This is a genomic window from Ammoniphilus soli (assembly GCF_040813775.1).
Genome location: NZ_JBEGDL010000001.1, coordinates 604,606 through 619,009 on the forward strand (window position 1 = coordinate 604,606; position 14,404 = coordinate 619,009).

Below are 14,404 nucleotides of genomic sequence, written 5' to 3' on the forward strand. Positions count from 1 at the left end.
AAATTTATTATACAATAACTTGTGACAAAAAGCAACTTTTCCATTGATTAGTGCCTTGTTTTAAGATATTTAGGGTTGAACTTTTTTAAAGGATCCGATATGATGAGTTTCAAGTGAATGCTTGTTGTTAAGGGAGCTGGAGGTCTTGCAAGAGTCCTTTTATATCTTAAAAGTTTTGAATAATAATGTCCTCATGGCAGAAACAGAAACCGGAGATGAGGTCATTTTAATCGGAGCGGGTCTAGGATTTGGAAAAAAGAAAGGCGATTCTATCGCTTCTCCTTCAATCGAAAAGATGTTTGTCCTTAAAGATCCAAACGAACAGGAACAGTATAAAAAATTGCTGCCTTTTGTTTCTGAGACCCTCATTGAAGCAATGAGCGAGGTTATGCATTTCATTGAGGACCAAATGAAATCAAAGCTAAATGAACATATTCATATAGCTTTGACGGATCATATATCCTTTGCGTTTAAGCGCATTCAGGAAGGCTTAGACATTAAGAATCCTTTCTTGGTGGAAACGAAGCACCTATATCCGAAAGAGTACCAAATCGCTGAGGAAGTCGTTAAGATTTTAGCAGCGAAAACACATCTGGCACTGCCAGAGGGGGAAGTGGGTTTTATTGCGCTTCATATCCATAGCGCACTTGCGAAAAAGCCAGTTTCAGAAGTTACTCAATATAATCAACTGATTGCCCAATTGATTGGCCTTATAGAAAATAATCTAGAAGTTATGATCGACCGATCGAGTGTGAATTATATGCGACTCATTCGTCATTTGCAATTTACCATCCAGAGAGTCAAAAATGGAGAAGAAGTAGAAGAGCCCGAAAAGTTAACTTTGTTATTGAAGGAAGAATATCCAGTATGCTATAATTTGGCTTGGAAGTTGATAAAAGTGCTACAGAACGCTTTGGACAGAAAAGTATATGAAGCAGAGGCAGTATATTTGACCATGCATTTGAGAAGGCTTTCAAATAAATTCAAATAAGCTTAACTTTCTGAACGTGTTACTGATCCGATCAGGCATGAGTGAAGAGGTAGGAAGCGAATGGACAGGATGCAAGAGCGTACCTGACATTTATTTCTTTATTCTCTTTTCTCATGCTTTTTTGCGTTTTGAGCTGCAGCTCTCTAAAGCTAATGGAAAGACTTTTATCCTTACTTCCTGCACATAATACCTTCATGATGGTTAGAAAATAAAAGACAAAGGGGGAAAGTCATGTTTAAACAGGTTTTTGGGACATTGCAAAAAGTTGGGAAAGCCCTCATGCTTCCTGTTGCGATATTACCAGCTGCCGGTATCCTTCTGGCTCTGGGCAACGCCTTGCATAATCCTGCCCTTACTGCCCGTTTTCCTGTACTAGAAGCAGGTGGCGTGCAGATGGTAGCCAATGTCATGGAGCAGGCAGGCGGAATTGTCTTTGGAAATTTGCCCCTCTTATTTGCTGTAGGAGTGGCAGTAGGATTGGCCGGTGGAGATGGTGTAGCTGGATTAGCGGCGATCTTAGCTTATCTAGTTATGAATGTAACGATGAGCGTGATATTAGGGGTTACACCGGAGCTTATAGCGGCGAATCCGGCTTATGCCAATATACTAGGGATTCCGACCCTGCAAAGCGGTGTGTTTGGCGGGGTTATTGTTGGGATTCTGGCGGCTTTCATGTATAATCGCTTCTTTAATATAGAATTGCCGTCTTATTTAGGCTTCTTTGCCGGGAAACGCTTTGTTCCGATCATTACGTCGGCCAGTGCGATTCTTCTTGGGATTGCCATGGTTTTTGTTTGGCCGCCCATCCAAGGGGGACTAAATGCATTCTCCCATAACATGGTAGGCGCCAACTTAACCGCATCAGCCTTTGTTTTTGGAGTGATTGAACGGGCATTAATTCCTTTCGGGCTGCATCATATCTTCTATTCTCCTTTTTGGTATGAATTCGGAGAGTATACGAATCTGGCGGGGGAAGTTGCCCGCGGAGATCAGAAAATTTTCTTTGAGCAGATCAAAGATGGTGTTGAATTGACGGCCGGTACCTTTATGACCGGAAAATATCCTTTTATGATGTTCGGATTGCCTGCTGCAGCTCTAGCCATTTATCATATGGCTCGCCCGGAACAGAAAACAATGGTGGCAGGAATCATGGGCTCAGCTGCTCTTACCTCCTTCTTGACGGGAATTACCGAGCCGATTGAATTTTCCTTTCTGTTTGTAGCGCCGATGCTGTTTGCGATCCACACGGTTTTTGCCGGTTTATCGTTTATGATCATGCACATCCTGAATGTGAAAATTGGGATGACATTCTCAGGAGGAGTCATTGACTACCTGCTGTTTGGAGTTCTTCCGAATCGAACCGCATGGTGGCTAGTGATCCCGGTGGGTCTCGTTTTCTCCGTTATTTACTATTTCGGCTTCCGGTTTGCAATTAAGACATTTAACCTGAAAACGCCGGGACGCGAAGAAGTTGCCCAAGAAAAGCAAGTTGCGGGAAAAGCAGGGGCAGGAGACTTAGCTTATAACGTGCTCCAAGCCATGGGCGGAAAGGAAAATATTTCTCACCTCGATGCCTGTATTACCCGGTTGCGGGTATCCGTAAACGACAGTAAACAGGTCAATAAAGATCGGTTGAAGCAGCTAGGTGCTGCGGGAGTATTAGAAGTTGGGAACAATATTCAAGCCATTTTTGGCCCGAAATCAGATAACTTGAAATCGCAAATCAAAGATATTATGGAAGGCAAGACTCCAAAGCCTATGGAGCAGTCTGCAGCGCATGAGGTCAGTGAACAGGTAGAGGAAGTGATGCCTGATGCGCTAGCGGATAAGGAGTTAGAAGAAATTGAAAATGTCAAGCCTGCGCAGAGTAAAGCTGCCCTAGAAGAGGGAATTGTTTCCCCTCTGCAAGGAACAGTACTTCCCATAGATGAGGTTCCCGACCAAGTCTTTTCACAGAGAATGATGGGTGATGGTTTTGCCATTCTTCCTAGTGAAGGAACGGTCGTATCTCCAGTCGATGGGAGGATTGTCAACGTATTTCCGACAAAGCATGCCATTGGGATTGTTTCAGATAAGGGAAGAGAAATCCTCATCCATTTTGGCATTGATACAGTGAAGCTAAAAGGCGAGGGGTTCGAGGCATTGGTTTCTCAAGATGATCAGGTGAAAAGGGGACAACCTCTCCTTAAGGTGGATTTGGAAGCAGTCAAGTCTAAGGTTCCTTCTATCATTACACCGATCGTTTTTACAAATCTCCGAGAAGGAGAATATATTGAGATTCAAAAGAAAGGCCAAGTAAGTCAAGGTGAGCAAGGGATTATATCCATAAAAGCAAAAGAAAGGGTTGAAGTATAACATGGTAGAAAAAAACTTTCAAATCACAAGTGAAGCAGGTCTGCATGCCCGTCCGGCAACCGCCCTTGTCCAAACGGCAACGAAATTTAGCTCTGATATTAAGATGGAATATAATGGAAAAAATATCAATTTAAAATCGATTATGGCTGTTATGTCCTTAGGGGTACAGCAAGGAGCAGAAATTAAAGTTACAGCAGAAGGAAGCGATGAAACCGAGGCATTAAGTGCCATTGGTGAAACATTAAAACAGGAAGGATTAGGGCAATAATGGTATCTTCGATTCAAGGTATTGCTGCATCTGCAGGAATTGCCATAGGAAAAGCTTATTTATTGGAAAGTCCAGATCTCAGTGTAAACAAAAAAAGTGTGAGCGACTCGGAAGCTGAGGTAGCACGGCTTACACATGCGGTAGAGCAGGCGCAGCAAGAGCTGGAAAAGATTCAAGAGCATGCCCTTCATAAGTTAGGAGAAGATAAAGCGGCGATCTTTGCCGCTCATCTTCTCGTGTTGAACGATCCAGAGCTCTTGGATCCTGTCCGGGAGAATATTCGAAATGAAGGGGTAAATGCAGAGTTTGCGCTTAGTGAAGTCGCTAAGATGTTTATTGCCATGTTCGAGCAGATGGACAATGAATATATGAAAGAGCGGGCAGCAGATATTCGGGATGTCACAAACCGGGTTTTGGCTCACTTATTAAATGTGACGATTCCTAATCTCAGCTTGCTTTCTGAAGAAGTCATTCTTGTTGCAGAAGATTTGACTCCATCGGATACCGCTCAGTTAAATCGTGATTTTGTAAAAGGGTTTGTCACGAATATTGGGGGAAGAACTTCCCATTCAGCCATCATGGCCCGTTCCATGGAGATTCCGGCAGTCGTTGGGACAAAAACGGTTACATCTGTGATTCAACACGGGACAAAAGTGATTGTCGACGGATTGGATGGTCTGGTGATCGTCGACCCCAGTGATGAAACGCTTGAGCAATACGAGTTAAAAAAGCAGGCCTATGAAGCGCAAAAAGCGGAATGGGCCAAGCTGCTGCACGAACCGACAGTCACGGAAGACGGGGAGCATGTAGAGCTTGCTGCGAATATTGGTACCCCTGAAGACGTGAAGGGGATATTGGACAACGGCGGAGAAGGGGTTGGACTTTACCGAACCGAATTCTTATATATGGGGAGAAGCCAGCTGCCTACGGAAGAAGAACAATATGAGTCCTACCGAACGGTTCTTGAGAAAATGGGGGAAAAGCCTGTTGTGGTTCGGACTCTGGATATAGGCGGGGATAAAGAGCTCCCATACCTCAACTTGCCTAAAGAGATGAATCCGTTTCTTGGCTTCCGGGCTATCCGCTTATGCTTGGAAGAAAAGGAGATGTTCCGGACGCAGTTGCGTGCATTACTCCGTGCAAGTGTTCATGGCAATCTTAAAATCATGTTTCCGATGGTGGCAACTATCGAAGAGTTTGTAGAAGCGAAAGAGATGTTAATGACTGAGAAAAAAGCGCTGATCGAACAAGGGATTTCAGTGGCGGATGCCATTGAAGTGGGAATTATGGTAGAAATTCCTTCGGTCGCTATCATCGCAGACCAATTTGCCGAGTTGGTTGATTTCTTTAGCATAGGAACTAATGACCTCATTCAATATACCATGGCTGCAGATCGAATGAATGAACGCGTATCATATTTATATCAGCCTTATCATCCGGCTATTTTACGCCTTATCGACCATGTGATTCAGGCTGCCCATCAGAAGGGAAAATGGGTGGGCATGTGTGGGGAAATGGCCGGCGACCCTGTCGCCATACCCATATTGCTGGGGCTTGGGCTGGATGAATTCAGCATGAGTGCAACATCGATCCTGCCAGCAAGAAGCCAAATCAAAAAGCTGTCCAAACAACAAATGGCCAATTACAAAGATAAGATTTTAGCCATGAGAACATCAGAAGAAGTGGCATCTTTCATAAAGACCACTTTTTCGATGTAACAACAAAAAAGAAGCCAGACTTGATCAGTCGGCTTCTTTTTTGTTTTTGGGAATGAAAGAAAAAATCTCATGGGATTCCAGCGCATCGATTAGTTTTTCTATCAATATCATCGATGGGAAAGACCCTGTTGAGGCAGCAAAGGAATGGATCGATAATAATGGAGGAAAAGTGAAGTCTTGGGTTGAGGGTGTGGAACCGGTTCAAGGAGATCCAATCACATTAGCCTATGTTGCCTGGGATTCCGAGATTGCCAGTACGCATATGGTAGGAGCTGTCCTTGAGCAATTGGGCTACAAGGTAGAACTGAGCCAAGTAGAAGCTGGACCGATGTGGGCAGGTGTTGCAGGCGGGGACGCGGATGCGATTGTTGCTGCATGGTTGCCCACCACGCACGCTGACTATTATGAGCAGTTTGAAGGTCAGTTTGATGACCTTGGAGCCAACTTGAAGGGTACAAAGATCGGGCTTGTTGTACCTTCTTATATGGAAGTGAACTCAATTGAAGATTTGAAGTAAATTAGGCGTATCAATGAATAAAGAAGGGGAACCCAAAATCATGTTATGGGTCCCCCTTTTTTCTAATGTTCGGTTAAACTGTTTAAAGGTACCTCTTGCTCATTTTCGGGTTGATTGAGGGGAAAGATTCGTGCCGTTTCGGTGGCCTCATTAACATGTTGAATGTAAATGGGCGTATCGTTATAAGTGACGTTGGCCATCACAGGGGAATCGGCAATTTCTTTTGCTCGTTGAGCGTTCATGGAAAAACCTCCTCATTGATTGGTAACAATAATACTGTTTACCGCAATATCCAGGAGTATTCACTTTATGTAAAAAGAGAAGGACTGCTTTAATCCAGTCCCTATATCATTTAAAAATTAAAATTGTCTGGATCTGGACCAAACCTTTTATTTTGGTTGAGAGAGTCTATACGCTCCATGTCCTCAGCAGACAGTTCGAAATCAAAGATGCCCGCGTTTTCCTCAATCCGATGAGGGGTAACAGATTTAGGAATGGTCACGACACCATGCTGAAGATCCCACCGAAGGACGATTTGAGCAGGTGTTTTCTTATACTTTGCGCTTAGCTCGTTTAGGACCGGCAGATCTAAGTTCCCTTGCATGAGAGGGCTCCAAGCCTCAAGCTGTATTTTGTTCTCGTTGCAGAAAGTGAGAAGCTCCTTCTGGGTTAACATCGGGTGAAATTCCACTTGATTTGCCATGGGAGTTATCTCGCTGTCTGCCATAAGGTCCTTAAGATGGTGTACTTGGAAGTTGCAAACCCCGATCGCCCGAACTCGGCCATCCTTATAAAGCTTTTCCAAGGATTTCCAAGTCTCTTTATATTTTCCCTTTACAGGCCAGTGGACCAGGTAAAGGTCTAAATACTCCAGCCCCAACTTCTTCATGCTTTCGTCGAAGGCTTGCAGCGTTGTATCATAGCCCTGGTTCGTGTTCCATACTTTGGTCGTGATGAAGAGCTCTTCGCGAGGCACGCCACATTCTTTGATAGCTTGTCCAACCCCTTCTTCGTTACCATAAGCGGCAGCAGTATCAATGCTGCGATAACCGGTTTGGACGGCATGCTTGATAGAAGAGATCACTTCATCTCCATCTTTGATTTTCCACACGCCTAAGCCTAAACTAGGCATCTCCACTCCATTGCTTAAAACAGCATACTTTTGCACTTAAGCTCCTCCTCCTATATCCATTCAAGTCCACAAGCATTATACATCATTTTCCAAGAGATAGAAAGAAACTAATGCGCTCATATAGGCAAACGTACAACCACTCTCCGCGGACGGTGCATAGGATACAACAGATGATAGACGAAAGGGGGAGGAAACATGGGTGCAGTTGCTGGATGGGGCGGCAGCCTCGCGTTTATCTTGGTTCTTTATATCCTGCTTGTAATTATTGCACAACCAGGCTTGTTCTACTAATTAGTAGGGAACTGTCCCTGATGCTCTTACCTGAGCACGGGGACAGTTTTTTATTTGAGAAGGATTAATAACAAGGCATTCGCCCATTGCATAGTATGGAAGGAGTTGAGAGGAAGGGAGAAGCTTTGGGTTCATGCATATCGACGAGAAACGGAACCAACCATTTTGCGCCACCCGTGATGATCTGGCCCCGCCTTTTACTGCGCCGGCTTTAATCGGTAAGGAAGTAAAGAATCTGAACCTAGCTGACTACAGGGGAAAGTGGATCGTGTTATTTTTTTATCCAAGCGATTTTACATTTGTTTGACCGACAGAATTGGCAGCGGTCGCTGCTCTTTATCCTTACTTCCAAGCGCTAGGCACAGAAGTTTGGCCGATCAGTACGGATAGCGTTTTTACTCATAAAGTTTTTAAGGATGTGTCGCCAAAAGCAAGAACGGTACCGTTTCCCATGCTTTCTGACCGAAACCTTCATATCAGCAGGTCGTACCGAGTGTTAGATGAGTCTGCCGGTGCAGCTTTCCGTGCAACGGTGATCATAGATCCTGATGGCGTTATAGTATCTAAGCTTATTTACCCTAAAGAGGTTGGGCGAAATAGTTACGAGATACTGCGATTAGTCCAGGCGATTCAATACGGGCGCAAAACCGGGCAAGGAGTTCCGGCCAATTGGGTTCCCGGTATTCCTGGAATCCAGACGGATTTTCAGAACGCAGGGACTATCTAAAAACTCGTTAAGAAAAAGGCTCCTTAAAATAAAAGGAGCCTTTTAGTTATGTTTGTTATTTTGACTTATATGAACCGTTTATCCAATGGTACATGTTGTCATAGATTTGTCTCGCCAGTGGCTGAGTGCTTTTAGAGGCTTGGACGAGCACTTTCGATCCGCCAAGGTAATAGGCATTGCTGGCTTCCGTATTAATTTGGAATTGGGCTCCCTTATCTAATTGCTCATAGAAGAGGTCATAGTAATAGCGATTCAATAAGATCTTATCATCTAGCTCTATTTCAATACCCAATCCATGCTTTTTGGCGATTTGGGTAATGTTCTCCATGCGGTTTGCAGGAGGGGTTTCTTGGGCATAGAAGTTCGGCTGAAGAAACACATAATCGAACCCGTATGTGGACCAGTGCTCATAGCCATGCGAACCGAAATAAGGAATCCAGAAAAATTTATGACCATCCTTGTGAACCATATTAGCGACAAGCTGTACGAGTTCTTTTTCATAAGGAATGGTATTATCAATCGTCTCTTGGTACCAATAAATACCTGCAAAGTCCAAATGGGAAAAAGAAGCTTGCTCCCACTTTTTCATAAGTTCCTGATAATACCATTGGACTGCCGCCGCACGATTTTTGACTGCATCTTCGGATGCTACCTTATTGTGATTAAAAATCAGCGCATTCGTTGGATCCTCAAGCAGTCCAAACGCATCCTGGCTCGGATGAGGATAAGGTATAGTCAGGATGACTTTCGGTTTCACAAGAACAGCTGGATTTTGTTCCGCAATCCACTTGCTAGCTTCATTTAAGGCATCGAGTTGCTGGCCTTGTTTAAACAAATCCTCTAAATAGAAGTTCCACTCTTCTTTGGTATTGGTGAGGTTGGGATAAGGAAGAAACAAGAAGGAATCAAACATGTTCCCTTGGATTTTCCCCTGTGGGTCAACATAGCCCGCCATGGGCACGAAATCGTCCTTTTTCCAGGTTCCTTTTTCCCCATGCCCTCCGGTATAAATGAGAGCTAAATCATGGAGACCTTCCAGCTTCAGATAACCTTGATCCGTAGCGGGTGTTTCTTTTGCATGCCCTAAAATCGCAGGCTTTACCAAGGCGGTTAAGGGTTCCTCTTTAAAAGAAAGCTTCCGTGCAAACACCCAAACATCCACAGGGAAGTGAAGTTTCACATACCTTGTATAGGTAGGCAAAAAGGTAAGGCTATATCGGCGGGTCAGGGCGCCAGGCTCAGAAGAGAGCACATGGGGCTTCACTTGCCCTAGCTTGTTCCATTTTTGGCCGTCCGCAGAGACGTTGACATCCAAATATTTGGGGAGGACAATACCAGATCCTTTGTTTTGGTTAAATTCAATGGAAACCTCGCTCAGTATCCGGCTTTGCCCTAAATCGACCGAGATCTCACGCCCTTCTTGTCGGAAGAAACCTGTCCAGGTGTCACTTTTCGAGAGAAGTCCATCAATCGGACCCGGATACATTTTATATTCGTTTCGTTGAAACATTTCATCTGGCGCGTCTTGTTCTACCGTATAGGTAATTGGCGGGGCAGAGCTTGTAGTTGCTGGGTTCATTTCAGCTGCCTGGCCAGACCCTATCAGCAAACAGGAAGCTAAAAGCCCAAGAATGACTTTGCGTAACATGATGCATTCTCCTCCACGTTATTCTGTTATCTTTACAAGGATATATTGAGATTGGTTGCCTAGATTGACGGATAAGAACCCTTTTCCGACTGCTTTGGCTGAAAATAATCCCGAGGGCGTAATCGTGCCAATCTCATGATGATCCCAGCCGTATACCGGGGTATATGGTGATTGCTCTGCTCGCAAAATGGTGATCGGGGTCTGTTCCCCCACTTTAAGCTCAACAGTCAAAGGGGATGCGGTCCAGTCTTTATTTTGGGCCTGTTGGCTCTGTCGATCAAACACTTGTTTGCCGATGACGGCCATTTGCTCCCTTGTCACCAAGTCTTTTGGGGAGAAGTACCCTTGATTGCCTTTCAGTATGCCGAGGCGGCTTAGAACTGCTACCGCTTCTTTAGCATAGGGTGCGATGGAGGCTTCATCGGAAAAAGTCGTTTCAGAAAGAGAAGGATCGGAAGTCTTTCCAATGCCTAAGGCATGAAAAAGAAGGACAGCAGCTTGTTCGCGAGTGATCGGCTCTTCTCCATGGAAACGGCCTTCTGTCCCCTTGATTACACTTAGATGGCTAAGAGCTTCTATGTAAACATAGGACCAATCTGTGCTTGGAATATCGAAGTACGTTGGGGTAGGAGAAGGAAATGGCTGAATGCCCAAAACCTTTGCTGCCATGACCGCAAGTTGCTTACGGGTAACGGTTTCCTTTGGAGCAAATACTCCGGATTGCTTTCCGATTAAGACGCCCTGCTGAGATAAGTATAAAATAGAATCCTTTGCATAAGAATGTTCAATGTCGTTGTAAGAGGCATAAGCCAGAGAAGAGCTACTTCCTAAAAGGCTTAGGGTAATCATTCCAGCCAACCATTTTTTGTTCAGCATTCGATATAAACCTCCATGTATTTCGGTTAACCACAAAACAGAATTATTATACCTTATTTGCGAAGGGTTGAATATCCGTTTATGGCTCAACCTAATGTGTTCAAACGACTTCTAACATGAATTGATTTTATGTATGATTAAAGTAAGCAAATGAAGGAAGGAACATGCAGAGAGATGGAGGATGTAAATAATTTCACAATAGAGAAAAAAGTGGTTCCGTTATGGAGTCTCACGGTATGGCTGGTCGTTATGAATACTACTATGTTCAATGTGGCCTTGCCGACTGTCATTAATGAATTTCAACTCACGCCGACAGCCGGTTCAATTCTTGTTTCCGGTTATTCTGTAGCCTTTGCCATTTCAACAATTACGTATAGTCGATTATCGGATTTCATACCGATCCGCAGCCTGTTGATCAGCGCGTTAGCGCTGGTTGGCTTGTCTTCTTTTATCGGTTTTTTCGCCTATTCCTTTTTCCTGCTGATCGTTGGCCGATTTTTACAAGCTTTAGGTGCGGGGGCCGTTCCGGGTTTAGCGATGGTTTTGGCTGCGCGGTATATCGCTTTGCCCAGAAGGGGAAGGGCCATGTCGCTTATTGCTTCCGCAGCTTCTTTAGGGTTCGGTTTAGGGCCTGTTGTAGGCGGGGCGCTTACCCAGTGGTGGGGCTGGAATTCCCTGTTTGCGGTAACCGCTCTTGTATTGATTCTAATTCCGCTATATCGGAAATGGCTTCCGGTAGAAAAACGGCAAACTGTTGATTTTGACGCCATAGGTGCCTCCCTAACGGCCATCGGAGTGGCAGGGATGCTTGGTTTTTTTGTCAGTTTTAAAATATGGGTGCTAGCTTTAACGCTCCTTTCTCTCATTCTTCTTTGGAGACATATTCATCGGCTCACGGAAAAGATTCCTTTTATCCAACCTGCCCTATTAAGGCACCGAAAATATCTTATGCTTTTATTTATGGGGTTTTCCGCATTCTGTAGCCACTTTGCCATTCTTTTTCTAATGCCTATCATGCTATCGGATCTTTTTGGAAGGAGTCCGGCAGCCATTGGTATGATTATTTTTCCAGGGGCAATGCTATCGGCGTTTGCTGCGATTTTCATCGGGAGAGCTATAGATCGGTTCGGAAATGCCCCCTTAATTCAAACCGGGCATCTTCTCTTGGGTTTATCCGCAGTTGTATTTGCCTTCTTTTCGGGAGTTTCTCCCTTTGTCATACTTGTTACCTATATGTCAACGAGCCTAGGCTTTACGAGCATGACCTCCAGTCTATCTAACGAAGCCTCCAGAATCTTGGATAAGCCGCAAGTCGGAGCCGGGATGGGAATGATGCAGCTAGTTCAATTTATTGGAGGGGCAATAGGAGTTACGATGGCAGGACTGTTTCTCGAATGGAACAGCCACCCTGAGCATATGTACCGGAATGCCTTCCTTAGTTTAGCTTTGTTAATGTTTGCGTCATTTTTGCTTAATCGTTATAGATATCAGACAAAGGCTGGAGAATGATGCTAAAAATCTCAGAGTTAAATAGTATACTTAAAATGAACATAACCATGCATAAAGAGGATAGATGTTTAACTGATCTATCCTCTTTTTTAGCTATAGCTATATTTATTTATCACTCTATTAAAATCCGTATTCAAGGTTAATCGGTTCCGTTCTCCAGGTAACGTAATCAATTTGTCCAAAATCCACCACGTTCCCGTTTAAGCTGCACATGCAATGATCACATCCGCATTGAGCTTTAATTTCCTCAACAACGGATTGCTCTACTTCACTAATAAGAATTACAGCCTTGTTTTTTGGGTAAAGCACCAAAGTTCCAGTCATCGTTTGTCCACACTCCTTTAAGTTTGTGTAACACTTCACATGTACCATCATACCTGCTTTTGTCCGATTAATCACTCCCTGTAGCGAAAGGTTCATATGTTTGCCATGAAGTGGTGTCAACATTTCAAATAGCTATGGAAATTACTTGAAAAATGAAGAGATAGGACAATAGTCTGCAGTATAAAAACCGTTAAATATTCAAAAGATAAAACGACAATTATTGGAAGGAGTGTTTTCTTATGCGTCGATTTAAACAATCTTTGGCGATCACGATAGTTTGCACCATGATGTTGCTGGGACAGGGCAATGTTTTTGCCGAAACCGATCCTGCAGCTTCTGAAAAGAAGGTGGAATTAACGGTTCAGCAGAAAAGTGAGTTAGCTGCTTTACATAAGGAAATTTTAGAGAAAAAGAAAGAAGTGATTAAGAAGTATGTGCAGTTTGGCCTAATGTCAGAAGAGAAAGGTCAAAAAATTATCTCCCATTTGGAAGAGCATTATGCAAAGAAGGAGAAAAACGGGTTCATCCCGCAGTGGGACAGGCATCATAAGCACGGCCATAAGGAATAGCTATCTAGGAAGGGTTCGAAAGCAAAAGCTTTTGGCCCTTTTTTTAGGTCCTGGATTGAAAGAATATGGTATTGTATATTATAAAGCACTTTTTTGGAGGTGTTCATCTTTGATTTCTCTCAGTATTCTAGACCAGTCCCCCATCATCGAGGGGGGAACAGCATTGGAGGCTTTTTCCCGGACAGTTCAACTCGTACAGGAAGCGGAAACTTGGGGATATCGGCGATTTTGGGTAGCGGAGCATCATCATACCATAAGTTTGGTGGGTTCAAGCCCAGAGGTGCTGATTGCCCATTTGGCTGCCAGGACGAAGCAGATCCGATTGGGTTCTGGAGGAGTTATGCTGCCTCATTACAGCTCTTTTAAGGTCGCAGAGAATTTTCGGGTGCTGGAAGCATTGGCACCAGGAAGGATTGATCTTGGGCTAGGCAGGGCCCCGGGTGGTATGCCGATCGCGACTCAAGCCCTGCAGGAAGGGAAACTGAGTACGGTCGACAACTATCCTTTGCAGTTGGATGACCTGGCGGGTTATCTGTATGACCAATTGCAGCCGGGACATCGCTTTGAAGGGCTTTATGCTACCCCGGTCATTCCGACAGCTCCTGAGGTGTGGTTATTGGGATCAAGTGATTATAGTGCCCGGTTGGCTGCAGAGAAGGGAACGGGCTTTGCCTTTGCTCAATTTATTAATGGATCAGGCGGACCGGATGCGACAAGAAGCTATAAGCAGAGATTTAAACCTAGCTTAATGGGTGAGCATCCCCGTACTATAGTGGCTGTCTTTGTAATCTGCGCGGAAACGGAAGAAGAAGCAGAAAAGTTAGCATCCAGCCTTGACCTGATGCTCCTTGAGTTTAGGCAAGGAAAGAGAAATGCGGGGATTCCGACGTTAGAAAGAGCACAGAAGTATAATTATAGTCCCTTTGAACGAATGATCGTCAAAGAGAATAGAGAGCGCATGATCATTGGCTCGAAAGATCAGGTGAAAGCCCAGATTTTGTCCTTAAGCGAGGAATATGAAACAGAAGAGTTTATGGTCGTTACGAGAACCCATGATTTTCAAGCCACTTTGAATTCGTACCATCTATTGGCTGAAGCGTTTGGTAGCAAGGAGGGAGATTGATGAAAGAAAAAATGATGAGAGACCTAAATGAACTCATTGAACAATGGGACCGCAATCAGAAAACTTCCATTATGGAGGGGGCAGAAGATGAGGCAACATTTCTGGAGCATAAGTTCTATGTGTTCATTGATTCATTCAAGGCATGGTATGAGACGCTAGACGGCTTTGCCTCGCTCGATCAAGCCTTGGCTTACCCAGATATCGAGCACATAGCTGAACGTTTGCCGGCCCCATTGTATCTTCCCTTTGAAAACGAGCTAGATCTCCTGGTGGATGGGATAACGCAAGAGAACGATGAAAAATATGACTGAAGTCATTTCTTATAATCCTCATTTTATTACAAAATCCGAATAAGA

At 44.2% G+C, this 14,404-nt stretch carries 16 protein-coding genes; 11 read left to right on the plus strand and 5 right to left on the minus strand.

Going from position 1 to position 14,404, the window contains the following annotated elements:
- Positions 1-124 precede the first annotated feature (124 nt).
- The 5 genes from glcT (at position 125) to ABLT31_RS03315 (ending at position 5,849) form a co-directional block, all read left to right on the plus strand.
- On the plus strand, positions 125-991 hold the full coding sequence (gene glcT, locus ABLT31_RS03295; RefSeq protein WP_367748817.1) for a glucose PTS transporter transcription antiterminator GlcT: 867 nt from the start codon (positions 125-127) through the stop codon (positions 989-991).
- Between the two features lie 231 nt (positions 992-1,222).
- Entirely contained in the window at positions 1,223-3,346 is a 2,124-nt protein-coding gene (gene ptsG, locus ABLT31_RS03300; RefSeq protein ID WP_367748820.1) for a glucose-specific PTS transporter subunit IIBC, read from the plus strand.
- A gap of 1 nt (position 3,347) precedes the next feature.
- On the plus strand, positions 3,348-3,614 hold the full coding sequence (locus ABLT31_RS03305; protein WP_367748822.1) for a phosphocarrier protein HPr: 267 nt from the start codon (positions 3,348-3,350) through the stop codon (positions 3,612-3,614).
- On the plus strand, positions 3,614-5,332 hold the full coding sequence (gene ptsP / locus ABLT31_RS03310; protein WP_367748825.1) for a phosphoenolpyruvate--protein phosphotransferase: 1,719 nt from the start codon (positions 3,614-3,616) through the stop codon (positions 5,330-5,332). Before ABLT31_RS03305 ends, ptsP begins: the two co-directional genes overlap by 1 nt.
- Positions 5,333-5,384: 52 nt before the next feature.
- Positions 5,385-5,849: a glycine betaine ABC transporter substrate-binding protein gene (locus ABLT31_RS03315; RefSeq protein ID WP_462976458.1), complete on the plus strand. Its 465-nt coding sequence runs from the start codon at positions 5,385-5,387 to the stop codon at positions 5,847-5,849.
- A 62-nt stretch (positions 5,850-5,911) separates the two neighbouring features.
- Here the strand turns inward: ABLT31_RS03315 and ABLT31_RS03320 are convergent, their stop codons facing one another.
- Both ABLT31_RS03320 and ABLT31_RS03325 read right to left on the minus strand, forming a co-directional pair.
- Complete coding sequence (locus tag ABLT31_RS03320) at positions 5,912-6,091, minus strand: small acid-soluble spore protein H (RefSeq protein ID WP_367748828.1); 180 nt, start codon at positions 6,089-6,091, stop codon at positions 5,912-5,914.
- Positions 6,092-6,201: 110 nt separating this feature from the next.
- Positions 6,202-6,981: an aldo/keto reductase gene (locus ABLT31_RS03325; RefSeq protein ID WP_367749349.1), complete on the minus strand. Its 780-nt coding sequence runs from the start codon at positions 6,979-6,981 to the stop codon at positions 6,202-6,204.
- A 195-nt stretch (positions 6,982-7,176) separates the two neighbouring features.
- Between ABLT31_RS03325 and ABLT31_RS03330 the strand changes: the two genes are divergently transcribed.
- Together ABLT31_RS03330 and ABLT31_RS03335 are read left to right on the plus strand one after the other, a co-directional pair.
- Positions 7,177-7,272: a sporulation protein YjcZ gene (locus ABLT31_RS03330; protein ID WP_367748831.1), complete on the plus strand. Its 96-nt coding sequence runs from the start codon at positions 7,177-7,179 to the stop codon at positions 7,270-7,272.
- 133 nt (positions 7,273-7,405) lie between these two features.
- A complete protein-coding gene (locus ABLT31_RS03335) occupies positions 7,406-7,999 on the plus strand; it encodes a peroxiredoxin (RefSeq protein WP_367748834.1) in 594 nt (197 codons plus the stop codon).
- A gap of 55 nt (positions 8,000-8,054) precedes the next feature.
- On the opposite strand, the gene ABLT31_RS03340 is transcribed toward ABLT31_RS03335, so the two are convergent.
- Positions 8,055-9,647 carry a DUF4855 domain-containing protein gene (locus ABLT31_RS03340; RefSeq protein WP_367748837.1) on the minus strand — a complete coding sequence of 531 codons (1,593 nt, stop codon included), beginning with the start codon at positions 9,645-9,647 and terminating at the stop codon, positions 8,055-8,057.
- Positions 9,648-9,665: 18 nt separating this feature from the next.
- Positions 9,666-10,523 (minus strand): S-layer homology domain-containing protein, encoded by an 858-nt coding sequence (locus ABLT31_RS03345; protein ID WP_367748840.1) that lies wholly within the window; start codon positions 10,521-10,523, stop codon positions 9,666-9,668.
- 150 nt (positions 10,524-10,673) lie between these two features.
- Between ABLT31_RS03345 and ABLT31_RS03350 the strand changes: the two genes are divergently transcribed.
- Entirely contained in the window at positions 10,674-12,032 is a 1,359-nt protein-coding gene (locus ABLT31_RS03350; protein WP_367748843.1) for an MFS transporter, read from the plus strand.
- 120 nt (positions 12,033-12,152) lie between these two features.
- Here the strand turns inward: ABLT31_RS03350 and ABLT31_RS03355 are convergent, their stop codons facing one another.
- A complete protein-coding gene (locus tag ABLT31_RS03355; protein WP_367748846.1) occupies positions 12,153-12,356 on the minus strand; it encodes a hypothetical protein in 204 nt (67 codons plus the stop codon).
- 239 nt (positions 12,357-12,595) lie between these two features.
- On the opposite strand from ABLT31_RS03355, the gene ABLT31_RS03360 reads away from it, so the two are divergent.
- The 3 genes from ABLT31_RS03360 (at position 12,596) to ABLT31_RS03370 (ending at position 14,359) form a co-directional block, all read left to right on the plus strand.
- A complete protein-coding gene (locus ABLT31_RS03360) occupies positions 12,596-12,925 on the plus strand; it encodes a YckD family protein (protein ID WP_367748849.1) in 330 nt (109 codons plus the stop codon).
- Positions 12,926-13,034: 109 nt separating this feature from the next.
- Positions 13,035-14,048: an LLM class flavin-dependent oxidoreductase gene (locus tag ABLT31_RS03365; RefSeq protein ID WP_367748851.1), complete on the plus strand. Its 1,014-nt coding sequence runs from the start codon at positions 13,035-13,037 to the stop codon at positions 14,046-14,048.
- Positions 14,048-14,359 carry a hypothetical protein gene (locus tag ABLT31_RS03370; protein WP_367748853.1) on the plus strand — a complete coding sequence of 104 codons (312 nt, stop codon included), beginning with the start codon at positions 14,048-14,050 and terminating at the stop codon, positions 14,357-14,359. The genes ABLT31_RS03365 and ABLT31_RS03370 overlap by 1 nt, the downstream gene beginning before the upstream one ends.
- Positions 14,360-14,404 lie beyond the last annotated feature (45 nt).

Excerpts from the sequence above, each read along its gene's own strand:
- ptsG (WP_367748820.1), top strand. The coding sequence starts at position 1,223 with ATGTTTAAACAGGTTTTTGGGACATTGCAAAAAGTTGGGAAAGCCCTC.
- ABLT31_RS03330 (WP_367748831.1), top strand. The coding sequence starts at position 7,177 with ATGGGTGCAGTTGCTGGATGGGGCGGCAGCCTCGCGTTTATCTTGGTT.
- ptsP (WP_367748825.1), top strand. The coding sequence starts at position 3,614 with ATGGTATCTTCGATTCAAGGTATTGCTGCATCTGCAGGAATTGCCATA.
- ABLT31_RS03340 (WP_367748837.1), bottom strand. The coding sequence starts at position 9,647 with ATGTTACGCAAAGTCATTCTTGGGCTTTTAGCTTCCTGTTTGCTGATA.
- ABLT31_RS03355 (WP_367748846.1), bottom strand. The coding sequence starts at position 12,356 with ATGACTGGAACTTTGGTGCTTTACCCAAAAAACAAGGCTGTAATTCTT.
- ABLT31_RS03345 (WP_367748840.1), bottom strand. The coding sequence starts at position 10,523 with ATGCTGAACAAAAAATGGTTGGCTGGAATGATTACCCTAAGCCTTTTA.
- ABLT31_RS03315 (WP_462976458.1), top strand. The coding sequence starts at position 5,385 with ATGAAAGAAAAAATCTCATGGGATTCCAGCGCATCGATTAGTTTTTCT.
- ABLT31_RS03320 (WP_367748828.1), bottom strand. The coding sequence starts at position 6,091 with ATGAACGCTCAACGAGCAAAAGAAATTGCCGATTCCCCTGTGATGGCC.
- ABLT31_RS03350 (WP_367748843.1), top strand. The coding sequence starts at position 10,674 with ATGAAGGAAGGAACATGCAGAGAGATGGAGGATGTAAATAATTTCACA.
- ABLT31_RS03325 (WP_367749349.1), bottom strand. The coding sequence starts at position 6,981 with ATGCCTAGTTTAGGCTTAGGCGTGTGGAAAATCAAAGATGGAGATGAA.
- ABLT31_RS03360 (WP_367748849.1), top strand. The coding sequence starts at position 12,596 with ATGCGTCGATTTAAACAATCTTTGGCGATCACGATAGTTTGCACCATG.
- ABLT31_RS03305 (WP_367748822.1), top strand. The coding sequence starts at position 3,348 with ATGGTAGAAAAAAACTTTCAAATCACAAGTGAAGCAGGTCTGCATGCC.
- ABLT31_RS03370 (WP_367748853.1), top strand. The coding sequence starts at position 14,048 with ATGAAAGAAAAAATGATGAGAGACCTAAATGAACTCATTGAACAATGG.